This is a genomic window from Oleispirillum naphthae (genome assembly GCA_027864655.1).
Taxonomy (GTDB): Bacteria; Pseudomonadota; Alphaproteobacteria; order Rhodospirillales; family Rhodospirillaceae; genus Oleispirillum; species Oleispirillum naphthae.
This window is the reverse complement of sequence record JAQAZG010000011.1, coordinates 1-11155: the sequence shown is the minus strand read 5'-3', so window position 1 is coordinate 11155 and position 11155 is coordinate 1. Positions and strand designations below refer to the sequence as shown.

General features: G+C 70.1%; 10 protein-coding genes. 6 read left to right on the top strand and 4 right to left on the bottom strand.

What is annotated here, in order from left to right:
• The first annotated feature begins 159 nt into the window (after window positions 1-159).
• The 4 genes from pstS (at window position 160) to pstB (ending at window position 3886) form a co-directional block, all read left to right on the top strand.
• Window positions 160-1221, top strand: a complete 1062-nt coding sequence (gene pstS, locus O7R11_RS11920) for a phosphate ABC transporter substrate-binding protein PstS (RefSeq protein ID WP_337997749.1) — start codon at window positions 160-162, stop codon at window positions 1219-1221.
• A 72-nt stretch (window positions 1222-1293) separates the two neighbouring features.
• Window positions 1294-2262: a phosphate ABC transporter permease subunit PstC gene (gene pstC, locus O7R11_RS11915; protein WP_337997748.1), complete on the top strand. Its 969-nt coding sequence runs from the start codon at window positions 1294-1296 to the stop codon at window positions 2260-2262.
• Window positions 2259-3110: a phosphate ABC transporter permease PstA gene (gene pstA, locus O7R11_RS11910; protein ID WP_337997747.1), complete on the top strand. Its 852-nt coding sequence runs from the start codon at window positions 2259-2261 to the stop codon at window positions 3108-3110. The genes pstC and pstA overlap by 4 nt, the downstream gene beginning before the upstream one ends.
• A gap of 8 nt (window positions 3111-3118) precedes the next feature.
• Window positions 3119-3886 (top strand): phosphate ABC transporter ATP-binding protein PstB, encoded by a 768-nt coding sequence (pstB, locus tag O7R11_RS11905; protein ID WP_337997746.1) that lies wholly within the window; start codon window positions 3119-3121, stop codon window positions 3884-3886.
• Here pstB and O7R11_RS11900 read toward each other — a convergent pair.
• From O7R11_RS11900 to O7R11_RS11890, 3 genes are all read right to left on the bottom strand, one after another.
• On the bottom strand, window positions 3862-5220 hold the full coding sequence (locus O7R11_RS11900; protein ID WP_337997745.1) for a sensor histidine kinase: 1359 nt from the start codon (window positions 5218-5220) through the stop codon (window positions 3862-3864). The genes pstB and O7R11_RS11900 overlap by 25 nt on opposite strands.
• Window positions 5207-5884: a response regulator transcription factor gene (locus O7R11_RS11895; protein WP_337997744.1), complete on the bottom strand. Its 678-nt coding sequence runs from the start codon at window positions 5882-5884 to the stop codon at window positions 5207-5209. The genes O7R11_RS11900 and O7R11_RS11895 overlap by 14 nt, the downstream gene beginning before the upstream one ends.
• Window positions 5885-5998: 114 nt before the next feature.
• Window positions 5999-6961 (bottom strand): ABC transporter ATP-binding protein, encoded by a 963-nt coding sequence (locus O7R11_RS11890; protein ID WP_337997743.1) that lies wholly within the window; start codon window positions 6959-6961, stop codon window positions 5999-6001.
• A 137-nt stretch (window positions 6962-7098) separates the two neighbouring features.
• On the opposite strand from O7R11_RS11890, the gene O7R11_RS11885 reads away from it, so the two are divergent.
• Both O7R11_RS11885 and polA read left to right on the top strand, forming a co-directional pair.
• On the top strand, window positions 7099-7281 hold the full coding sequence (locus O7R11_RS11885; RefSeq protein WP_337997742.1) for a zinc-finger domain-containing protein: 183 nt from the start codon (window positions 7099-7101) through the stop codon (window positions 7279-7281).
• Window positions 7278-10064, top strand: a complete 2787-nt coding sequence (polA, locus tag O7R11_RS11880) for a DNA polymerase I (protein WP_337997741.1) — start codon at window positions 7278-7280, stop codon at window positions 10062-10064. The genes O7R11_RS11885 and polA overlap by 4 nt, the downstream gene beginning before the upstream one ends.
• 53 nt (window positions 10065-10117) lie before the next feature.
• Here polA and O7R11_RS11875 read toward each other — a convergent pair.
• Window positions 10118-11155 (bottom strand): acyl-CoA carboxylase biotin carboxyl carrier protein subunit (locus O7R11_RS11875; RefSeq protein ID WP_337997740.1); only part of this gene is annotated, 1038 nt, incomplete at its 5' end.

The following is an 11155-nucleotide window of genomic DNA, read 5'->3' as shown; positions in this document are numbered from 1 at the left end:
AACCCCGTTCCGCCGCGGCGTTTGTGACGGTTGGATGAAGTTCGCACAAGATTACCGAGAGTTCATCTTCCGGACGGAGGCCCTTCATCTGCCGCACATAGGGTTTTCCGCGCGGATCGCCCCTGCGCTCCGCACGTCACCCAGCAAACGGAGACTCCGATGCGTTTTGCTCCCTCTTCCGTCCGTGGCGCGGCGATTGCGGCCGCCGTGGGCGCCTTCTGTCTCGCCGGTTCCGCCCAGGCCGCCGAGATGACCGGCGCCGGCGCCACCTTCCCCTACCCGGTCTATGCCAAGTGGGCCGAGGCCTACAAGGCCAAGACCGGCATCAGCCTCAACTACCAGTCGATCGGCTCCGGCGGCGGCATCAAGCAGATCAAGGCCAAGACCGTCGATTTCGGCGCCTCCGACATGCCGCTCAAGCCCGACGACCTCAAGACCTCGGGCCTCGTGCAGTGGCCGATGATCATGGGCGGCGTGGTGCCGGTGGTCAACGTTCCGGGGGTCAAGGCGGGCGAGCTCAAGCTCTCCGGCAAGGTCCTCGCCGACATCTACCTCGGCAAGGTCAAGACCTGGAACGCCCCCGAGATCGCCAAGCTCAACCCCAGCCTCAAGCTGCCGAAGAAGCCGATCGCCGTGGTCCACCGTTCCGACGGGTCGGGCACCACCTTCCTGTTCACCAGCTACCTCGCCGCGGTGAACCCGGAATGGAAGGACAAGGTCGGCGTCAGCACCGCGGTCGAGTGGCCGGCGGGCATCGGCGGCAAGGGCAACGAGGGCGTCGCCAACTTCGCGCGCCAGACCCCGGATTCCATCGGCTACGTGGAATACGCCTACGCCCTCCAGAACAAGCTCGCCTACACCCAGCTCTCCAACAAGGACGGCGCGTTCGTCAAGCCGAGCTCCGCGACCTTCCAGTCCGCGGCGGCCAACGCCGACTGGGCGCAAGCCCCGGGCTTCAGCCTGGTGCTCGCCAACCAGCCGGGCAAGACCAGTTGGCCGATCACCGGCGCGAGCTTCATCCTGATGCATGCCTCGCAGGCCGCCCCGGCGCGCGCCGCCGAGGTGCTGAAGTTCTTCAGCTGGGCTTACGCCAACGGCGGCAAGATGGCTGAAGCGCTCGACTACGTGCCGATGCCCGCCAACGTGGCGACGATGGTGGCCGGCGTGTGGACCGAGCAGATCAAGTCGGCCGACGGCAAGGCGATCTGGCCGGCGAAGTAAAGTAACTCCGGTAAGACCTCCGCGGCGGGACCCCGTCCCGTCGCGGTTTTTTGCCGCTTTTCGAGGGTACCCATGCGGACTGAACCGCCCTTGCCCGAGGCCTGCGCGGATAATGGCCGCACCCCCGCCTCCGAGCACGCCTTCCGCCTGCTCTGCCGCGCCGCCGCGGTCACCGTCGCGGGCTTTCTCCTCGCGGTGTTCGTGGTGCTGGCGGTCAACGCCGCCCCTGCGCTTGCCGCCTTCGGCCCGGGCTTTCTCACCACCCAGGTGTGGAACCCGGTGACCGAGCGCTTCGGCGCCGTCGCGCCGATCTTCGGCACGCTGATCACCTCGCTCATCGCCATGCTGGTGGGGGTGCCGCTGGCCGTCGGCAGCGCGCTCTTCCTCACCGAGATCTGCCCGCATCGCCTGCGCACCAGCCTGATCGTCGGGGTGGAACTGCTCGCCGCGGTGCCCAGCATCATCTACGGCATGTGGGGGCTCCTGGTGTTCGCCCCCTTCCTCGCCAACCACGTGCAGCCGTTCCTCATCGACCGGCTCGGGCCGCTGCCGCTGCTCGGCGCGCTGTTCCAGGGGCCGCCCTTCGGCATCGGCACCCTCACCGCCGGGCTGATCCTCGGCCTGATGGTCCTGCCGTTCATCGCCTCGGTGGCCTGCCAGGTGTTCTTCGCCATCGATCCGTTCCTGCGCGAGGCCGCCTACGGCGTCGGCGCCACCACCTGGGAGGTCTGCCGCAACGTGCTGATGCCGCAGGGGCGCGCCGGGCTTCTCGGCGCTTCCATGCTCGGCCTCGGCCGGGCGCTCGGCGAGACCATGGCGGTGACCTTCGTCATCGGCAACGCCCACCGCGTGTCCGCCTCGCTGTTCGCGCCGGGCACCACCATCTCGGCCAGCCTCGCCAACGAGTTCACCGAGGCGGTGGGCGACCTCTACCTCTCCTCGCTACAGGCGCTCGGCCTCATCCTCTTCGTCATCACCTTCGTGGTGCTCGCGCTCGCCCGCCTGATGCTGCGCCACATCGAGAAAGGGGACGCGCGATGAGCCGCACCGACCGCTTCGCCCTGTCGGCGCGCCGCCGCTGGCGCAACCGCATTCTCATGGGGCTGTGCGGCGGCGCGGCCGCCACCGCGCTGCTGGCGCTGGCGCTGATTCTCTGGCGGCTCATCCTCGGCGGCGGGGCGGCGCTGTCCTGGGACATCCTGCGCCTCACCACGCCGCCGCCCGGCAGCAAGGGCGGCCTGCTCAACCCCATCCTCGGCAGCCTCGCGATGTCGGGCGCGGGCATCGCCGCGGCCGCGCCGCTCGGCGTGCTCGCCGGGACCTACCTCGCCGAATACGGCCGCCACGAGCGCCTCGCCCACGCCATCCGCTTCATCAACGACATCCTGCTCTCCGCGCCGTCGATCATCATCGGCCTGTTCGTCTACAGCCTCATGGTGGTGCCGATGGGCCACTTCTCCGGCTGGGCGGGGGCGCTGGCGCTGGCTCTCGTCGCGGTGCCGGTGATCGTACGCACCACCGAGGACGTGCTGCGCCTGGTCCCCGCCTCGCTGCGCGAGGCGGCGGTGGCGCTGGGCATTCCCTACTGGCGCTTCATCGTCTCCGTCGCCTGGCGCTCCGCCCGCGTCGGCATCCTCACCGGCATCCTGCTGGCGGTGGCGCGGATCAGCGGCGAGACCGCGCCGCTGCTCTTCACCGCGCTCAACAACCAGTTCCTTTCCTCCAGCATGAACGCGCCGACCGCCAGCCTGCCGGTGGTGATCTTCCAGTTCGCGATGAGCCCCTATGCCGACTGGCAGGAACTCGCCTGGGCCGGCGCGCTCCTGATCAGCGCCAGCGTTCTTCTGCTCAACATCTGCGCGCGCTTTCTCGCGCGGCGCCGTCGATGAGGACCCCGATGACCCAACCCGCCTCCGCCAAGATTTCGGTGCGCAACCTCGACTTCCACTACGGCGCCAACCAGGCGCTGAAGAGCGTCTGCATCGACTTTCCCGACCACCACGTCACCAGCCTGATCGGCCCCTCGGGGTGCGGCAAATCGACGCTCCTGCGCGCCATCAACCGCATCTGCGACCTCTACCCCGGCCACCGCACCAGCGGCGAGATCCTCCTCGACGGCGAGAACATCCTGCGCCGCCACGGCGACCTCACCGCGCTGCGCGCCAAGGTGGGCATGGTGTTCCAGAAGCCCACGCCCTTCCCCGCCAGCATCTACGACAACATCGCCTTCCCCGTCGGCCTGCGCCGCAGGCTGCGCAAGCCGGAGATGGACGAGGTGGTGGAGCGGGCGCTGCGCCGCGCCGCGCTGTGGAACGAGGTGAAGGACAAGCTCAAGACCTCCGGCCTGTCGCTCTCCGGCGGGCAGCAGCAGCGCCTGTGCATCGCCCGCGCCATCGCCATCGAGCCCGACGTGCTGCTGCTCGACGAGCCCGCCTCGGCGCTCGACCCGATCTCCACGGCGCAGATCGACGAGCTGATCTGGGAACTGCGCACCAACTTCTGCATCATCATCGTCACCCACAACCTGCAACAGGCGGCGCGCATCGGCGACAGCACCGCCTTCATGTACCTGGGCGAGATGGTGGAGTGCGGCCCCACCGACGCGATCTTCAGCAATCCGCAGGAAAAGCGCACCCAGGACTACATCACCGGGCGCTTCGGCTGAGGCAGCGCCAGGGTGGCGACGAGCCCCGGCGCAGCGTCGGCGAGCGCCAGCCGCCCGCCGTGGCGCGCCAGAATCGCCGCGACCACGGCAAGCCCGAGGCCGGAGCCGGGCACCCCCTGCGCGGCGTCGAGGCGCACGAAGGGCATCAGCACCCGCTCGCGCGCCGCCGCCGCAATGCCGGGGCCGTCGTCGGCCACCGCAATCTCCGCCCCCTCCGGTCCCTGCCGCACCGAAACCCGCACATGCCCGCCCGCGGGAGCGTATTTCACCGCGTTGTCGAGAAGGTTGGCCACCGCCTGGGAGAGCAGGCGCGCATCCGCCGGGGCGCGCACGGTTTCGTCGCAGTCGAGGGCAAGCGCAATGCCGCGGTCCTCGGCCAAGGGCGCATAGAGATCGCAGACGTCCTGCACCAACGGCGTCAGCGCCGCCTCGGCGAGGTCCGCCTGCCCGGTTTCCGCTTCCAGCCGCGCGATGCCCAGGAGCGCGTTGAAGTTGGCGATGATGGTGTCGGTCTCCGCCAGGCCCGCCTCCAGCGCGGCGCGCGCCGCCTCCGGCGCGCCGGGCAGGCGGGCGGCTTCCTCCAGCCGTCCGCGCAGGCGGGTGAGCGGCGTGCGCATGTTGTGCGCGATCTCCGCGGTGACGGTGCGCTGCGCCGCGACCAGCCTTTCGATGCAGCCGAGCATCGCGTTGATGTGCGCCGCGAGGCGGCCGAATTCGTCCTCCTGGGCGCGCCCCGGCAGGCGGCCGTCGAAGCGCCCGGCGATGATCTCCCCGGTCAGGCGGTTGATGCTTTCCAGGCGGCCGATCACCGAGCGGCCGATCAGCCAGCTCGCCGCCAGGCCGAGCAGCAGGGTGCCGCCCGCCGCCACCGCCACGGTCAGCCCGGCGATGCGGTCGAGCGCCGCGCGGTCGCCGCGGCCGCGCCCGACCAGCAGCCGCGCGCCGCCGGGCAGCACGTCGAGCCGCGCCAGCACCGGCCGCCCCGGCAGCGCCAAAACATGCCAGCCGGGGGCGAGCGACTCGATGCCCGGCGGCGCGGCGGCGCTGGAGAGCAGGCCGGTGGAATCGGCGAGCAGGTAGAACGGCGCGCGCTCGCGGAACAGGAAGATGCGTTCCGCCACGGCGCGGCGCAGGCGGTCCGCGCCGCGGTCGGCGTGCACCTCCTCCAGACGCTGCAATTCGTCCTCGATCTCGGCGCGCACGTCGGCGTCCAGCACCTGCTCCGCCGAGCGGTAGAGCGCGCGCAGGCCGAACGCCCCGCCCGCGGTCAACAGCACCACCAGGGCGAAGGTCCACCAGAAGGTCTTGGCGGAGAGAACGCTAGTCCGGAACACGCAGCATGTACCCCGCGCCGCGCACCGTGGCGATCAGGGGCACGGCAAAGCCCTTGTCCACCTTCTGCCGCAGGCGGCTGATGTGCACGTCGATGACGTTGGTCTGGGGGTCGAAGTCGTAGCCCCACACCGCGTTGAGCAGCATGGTGCGGGTCACCACCGACCCGGCGTTGCGCGCCAGGTATTCGAGCAACTGGTATTCCCGCGGCTGCAGGGAAAGGGCGCGCCCGCCGCGCCGCGCGCCGCGCACCTGCGGCTGCACCACCAGGTCGCCGACGCGCATCACGTTTTCCGCCACCGGCTTGGCGCCGCGGCGCAACAGCGCCTCGATGCGCGCCATCAGCTCGGCGATGGCGAAGGGCTTGCACAGGTAGTCGTCGCCGCCGCTGCGCAGGCCGCCGACGCGGTCGTCCACGTCCGCCAGCGCGGAGAGGATCAACACCGGCACCGCCTTGCCCGCCTTGCGCACGGTTTCCAGGAGGGCGAGGCCGTCGAGGCCGGGCAACATGCGGTCGAGCACCAGCAGATCGAAGCTCTCGGTCAGCGCGAGGTAGAGCCCCTCCGCGCCGTCGCGCGCGCCGGTGACCTGATAGCCGCCTTCGCGCAGCGCCTTGGAAATGAAGTCGATGGTCTCGGCGTCGTCCTCGACGATCAGAACCCGCATGGCGTCATCCCTGCGTCACACATCCGCAAGGAGACATGGCCCCCGCGCCGCCGCGTTGTCCAGGCGCGGCGGCCGCGGGCATGCAGAGTTCATCAAACCGCAATAAAGCCGCGCTCAGATCGGCACGGTGGCCGGGGTCTCGTCGCGGGTGAGGCGGAGGAACACGTCCTCCAGGTCCGGCTCCACCGTCGAGATGTCCTCCACCGCCGCGCCGCAGCCGGTGAGCGCGGAGAGCAGCGCCGCCACCGCCCCGTCGCCGCGCTGGACGCGGAAGACCAGGGTGCGCGCGTCCGCCGCCTGCGGCAGGAACGCCTCCAGCGCCTGCGGCGGCGCCGCAAGGTCGGCGGCGAAGCGCACCTTCACCAGCTTTTCGGTAAGGCGGGAGAGCAGGCGCTCGCGCGGCTCGCAGGCGACCAGTTCGCCGTGGCGGAGGATGGCGATGGTCTCGCAGTTGTCCTGCGCCTCTTCCAGGTAGTGGGTGGTGAGCAGGATGGTCCGCCCGTGGGCGTTCATCTCGCCGATGGTCTGCCACAGGTGCTGGCGCAGCTCCACGTCCACCCCGGCGGTGGGCTCGTCGAGGACCAGGATCTCCGGGTTGTGCACCATCGCCTTGGCGATCAGCAGCCGCCGCCGCATGCCGCCGGAAAGGGTGCGCGCGTAGGCGTCCGCCTTGTCGGCGAGGCCCACGGTCTCGAGAATCTCGTCGGTGCGGCGCTCCGCCCTGGGGATGCCGTAATAGCCCGCCTGCACGTCGAGCGTCTCGCGCGGCGTGAAGAAGGGGTCGAGGTTCAATTCCTGCGGCACCACGCCGATGGCGCGGCGCGCCTGGCGGCCGTCGGCGTCGATGTCGTGGCCCCAGATCGTCACCGACCCCGCGGTCTTGGAAACCAGGCCGGCCATGATGTTGATCAGCGTGGACTTGCCCGCGCCGTTGGGGCCGAGAAGCGCGAACATCGACCCCCGCGGCACCGCGAAGGAGACGTTCTTCAACGCGGCGCGCAGGCCGCTGCCGTCGCGGGCGCGGTAGGTCTTGCAGAGATCGGAGATGACGAGGGCGGACTCCGGCGGAACGGGCATGATTTTCAAAAACCGGCTGTGAAGGTGCCTCCCAAGAAAGGCACGCCGTGCCCACCTGTCAAGTCTCCCCGGATTCTGGCATCCGCCGGAAAGCCGGTCTATGATGGCCCCGCCCGCAGAGACACGAAGGATCGACGATGACGGACACCGCCTCCACCCCCCGCGACACCGCCCACCAGCACCGCGCCGTTTCCTGCGACGGCGGCGGCGGCGCGCTGGGCCACCCCAAGGTCTATCTGGAATTTGCCGACGGCCGCGCCGTCTGCCCCTATTGCGGCAAGGTCTTCACCGCGGACTCCAAGGCCGGGGCCGCGGCGTGAGCGGCAAGCCCACCCTGCACCTGGTGGACGGCTCGGGATACATCTTCCGCGCCTACCACGCCCTGCCGCCGATGACCCGCCCGGACGGCACCCCGGTGAACGCCGTCTACGGCTTCACCGCGATGCTGTTGAAGCTGATCGCCGACCTCAAGGCGGACCACCTGGCCGTGGTTTTCGATTCGGCCAGGAAAACCTTCCGCAACGACATCTACCCCGACTACAAGGCCAACCGTCCGCCGCCGCCGGAAGACCTGATCCCGCAGTTCCCGCTGATCCGCGAGGCCGCCCACGCCTGCCAGGTGCCGAGCCTGGAGAAGGAGGGCTTCGAGGCCGACGACATCATCGCCACCCTGGCGGAGAGGGGCGCAGCGGCAGGCTTCGACGTGGTGGTGGTCTCCGCCGACAAGGACCTGATGCAGCTGGTGCGCGAGGGCGTCGCCCTCTACGACCCGATGAAGAACCGCGACATCGACATCGACGCGGTGCGCGAGAAATTCGGCGTTTCCCCGGACCGGGTGATCGACGTGCAGGCGCTGGCGGGCGATGCCAGCGACAACGTGCCCGGCGTGCCCGGCATCGGCGTGAAGACCGCGGCGCAGCTGATCGCGGAGTACGGCGACCTCGAAACCCTGCTCGCCCGCGCCGGGGAGATCCGCCAGCCGAAGCGCCGCCAGAGCCTGATCGACCATGCCGACCTCGCCCGCGTCTCGAAGCGCCTGGTGACGCTCGACCGCGACGTGCCGCTCGACGTCGGCCCCGGCGACCTGAAGATTCCCGGCTTCGACCCCGCGGTGCTGCGCGACTTCCTCCAGGCGCAGGGCTTCCGCAGCCTGATGACCCGAGTCGGCAACGGCTCCGCCCCCGCCGGGCGCACCGCCGCCGCCGCCGAGGCCGCCGTCGCGGTGCCGCCGCCGTCGCCGGTGGACCGCGCGGGCTACGAGCTCGTCGCCGACGAGGCGGCGCTCGCCCGCTGGATCGCCCGCGCCGCCGACCTCGGCCGCGTCGCGGTGGATACCGAGACCACCGGGCTGAACCCGATGACCGCGCGCCTCGTCGGCGTGTCGCTCGCCGTCGCCCCCGGCGAGGCCTGCTACATCCCGCTGCGCCACGGCCTGATCGAGGCGCAGCCCGCCGACGGCGGCTTCGACTTCGGCTCCGCCCACGTCGCCGTGCCGAAACAGGTGCCCGTGGACCGCGCCGTCGCGCTGCTCAAGCCCCTGCTCGCCGACGCGGGCGTGCTGAAGATCGGCCACAACATCAAGTTCGACATGCACGTGCTGGCGGGCGAGGGCCTGGCCGTCGCCCCCATCGACGACACCATGGCGATGTCCTATGCGCTGGACGGCGCGGCCCACGGCCACGGCATGGACGAGCTGGCGCTCCTCCACCTCGGGCATCGGACCATCCCGTTCTCCGAGGTGTGCGGCAAGGGCAAGGGCCAGATCACCTTCGACAAGGTGCCGCTGGAGGCCGCTCTCGCCTATGCCGCCGAGGACGCGGACGTCACCTTCCGCCTGCATGCGCTGTTGCGCCCGCGCCTGTTGCAGGAGCGGCGGGTCGCGATCTACGAGCGCTACGACCGGCCGCTCGTCTCCATCCTCTTCACCATGGAGGAGGAAGGCGTGGCGGTGGACGACAAAGCCCTCGCCGCGATGAGCCGCGATTTCGAGACCCGCATGGCGGCGCTGGAGAAAGAGGTCCACGCCCTCGCCGGGGAGGCGTTCAACCTCGGCTCGCCGAAGCAGCTGGGGGAGATTCTCTTCGACAAGATGAGCCTGACCGGCGGCCGCAAGAGCGGCAAGACCGGGGCCTGGTCCACCGACGCCGAGGTGCTGGACGACCTCGCCGCGCAGGGCCACGACCTGCCCGCCCGCGTGCTCGACTGGCGGCAGTTGCAGAAGCTCAAATCCACCTATGCCGACGCCCTGGTCAGCCAGATCAACCCGAAGACCGGGCGCGTCCACACCACCTTCGCGCAGACCATCACCTCCACCGGGCGGCTCTCCTCCACCGACCCCAACCTACAGAACATCCCGATCCGCACCGAGGAGGGCCGCCGCATCCGCGAGGCCTTCATCGCCGCGCCGGGCAACCTGCTGGTCTCCGCCGACTACTCGCAGATCGAACTCCGCCTGATGGCCCACGTCGGCGACGTCGCGGCGCTCAAGGCGGCTTTCGCAGGCGGCGCGGACATCCACGCCGCCACCGCCTCGCAGGTTTTCGGCGTGCCGGTCGAGGGCATGGACCCGATGCTGCGCCGCCGCGCCAAGGCGATCAACTTCGGCATCATCTACGGCATCTCGCCGTTCGGCCTGGCACGCCAGCTCGACATTCCGCAGTCCGAGGCGCGCGCCTACATCGACGCCTACTTCGCCCGCTATCCGGAAATCCGCGCCTACATGGAAACCACCAAGGAGTTCGCCCGCGCCCACGGTCACGTACGCACCCCCTTCGGGCGGCTGTGCGCCACCCCGGGCATCGCCGCGAAGAACCCGGCGCAGAAGGCCTTCGCCGAGCGCGCCGCGATCAACGCGCCGATCCAGGGCGGCGCGGCGGACATCATGAAACGCGCGATGATCGAGGTGGACGCCGCGCTCGCCGAGTCGCGCCTCGCCGCCAAGGCGATCCTCCAGGTGCACGACGAACTGGTGTTCGAGGTTGCGGCGGCCGACGCCGACGCCCTCGTCGCCCTGATCAAGCCGGTGATGGAAAACGCGGTGACGCTCTCCGTGCCGCTGGTGGTGGACGCCGGAAAGGGCCGCACCTGGGCCGCGGCGCACTGACGCGAAACCGCCCGGAGGAACGCCGTCCTCCGGGCGTTTCATGTTGCTTCGGCCTATGCGAAGGTGACGAGCACCTGCTGCTCCTTGACGCCTTCGCCCTTGGCCGCGTCGATGCTCCTCACCGTTCCGGCGAACGGCGCGGCGACCACCGTTTCCATCTTCATCGCCTCCACCACCAGTAGCGGCGCGTCCTTCTCCACCGCCTGGCCGGGCTGCGCGGCGATCCGCACCACGATGCCGGTAAGCGGGCTGCGGCACACCTTGGTCTCGTCCACCGGGGTCGCCACCGGGGCCGCGATCGTCGTCTTCACCGGGTCCTTGCCCAGGCGCTTCGGCCCTTCCGGGCGCGTCTGGAAGAAGTTGGGCGCAACCTGCGGGAACATCGCGAAGGTCAGCACGTCCTCGTCCGAACCGTTGCAGCCTTCGAGCGCCAGCGCATGGTCGCGCAGGTGGTTCCACTCCGGCTTCAGGAGGTCGGCGGGGCGCTCGGTGATCGGCGGCTTCTTCGACTGGGCCAGGGCCTTGTGCAGCACCTCGTGGTTCTTCTCGCCCTGGGTGGCGCCGTAGTAGCCGAGCATCAGGTTGATGAACTCGGTGGTCAGCATCTTGTAGCGGCCCATCAGTACGTTGAACACCGCTTGGGTGCCGACGATCTGGCTCGACGGGGTGACCAGAGGCGGGAAACCGCAGTCGGCGCGCACCCGCGGCACCTCGGCCAGAACCTCGCCGAGGCGGTGGGAGGCGCCCTGGCCCTTGATCTGGCTTTCGAGGTTGGAGATCATACCGCCGGGTATCTGGCTGTCGAAAATCTCCGTGTCCACGCCGGAGAATTCGCTCATGAACTCGCGATAGCGCGGACGCACCGCGGCGAAGTGCCTCTTCACCTTGAGCAGGCGGTCCATGTCGAGCCGCGTGGCGTAGCCGGTATGCTCCAGCATCTTCACCACCGCCTCGGTGGGGTTGTGGCCGGAGCCGAGCGACAGCGCGCTGATCGAGGCGTCGATGATGTCCACCCCCGCCTCGATCGCCTTCATCAGGGAGACCATGGTGACGCCGGTGGTGGCGTGCACGTGCAGGTGGACCAGGGTGTC

Coding starts and splice junctions, on each gene's coding strand:
- pstS (WP_337997749.1), top strand. CDS start 160: ATGCGTTTTGCTCCCTCTTCCGTCCGTGGCGCGGCGATTGCGGCCGCC.
- pstC (WP_337997748.1), top strand. CDS start 1,294: ATGCGGACTGAACCGCCCTTGCCCGAGGCCTGCGCGGATAATGGCCGC.
- pstA (WP_337997747.1), top strand. CDS start 2,259: ATGAGCCGCACCGACCGCTTCGCCCTGTCGGCGCGCCGCCGCTGGCGC.
- pstB (WP_337997746.1), top strand. CDS start 3,119: ATGACCCAACCCGCCTCCGCCAAGATTTCGGTGCGCAACCTCGACTTC.
- O7R11_RS11895 (WP_337997744.1), bottom strand. CDS start 5,884: ATGCGGGTTCTGATCGTCGAGGACGACGCCGAGACCATCGACTTCATT.
- O7R11_RS11890 (WP_337997743.1), bottom strand. CDS start 6,961: ATGCCCGTTCCGCCGGAGTCCGCCCTCGTCATCTCCGATCTCTGCAAG.
- O7R11_RS11885 (WP_337997742.1), top strand. CDS start 7,099: ATGACGGACACCGCCTCCACCCCCCGCGACACCGCCCACCAGCACCGC.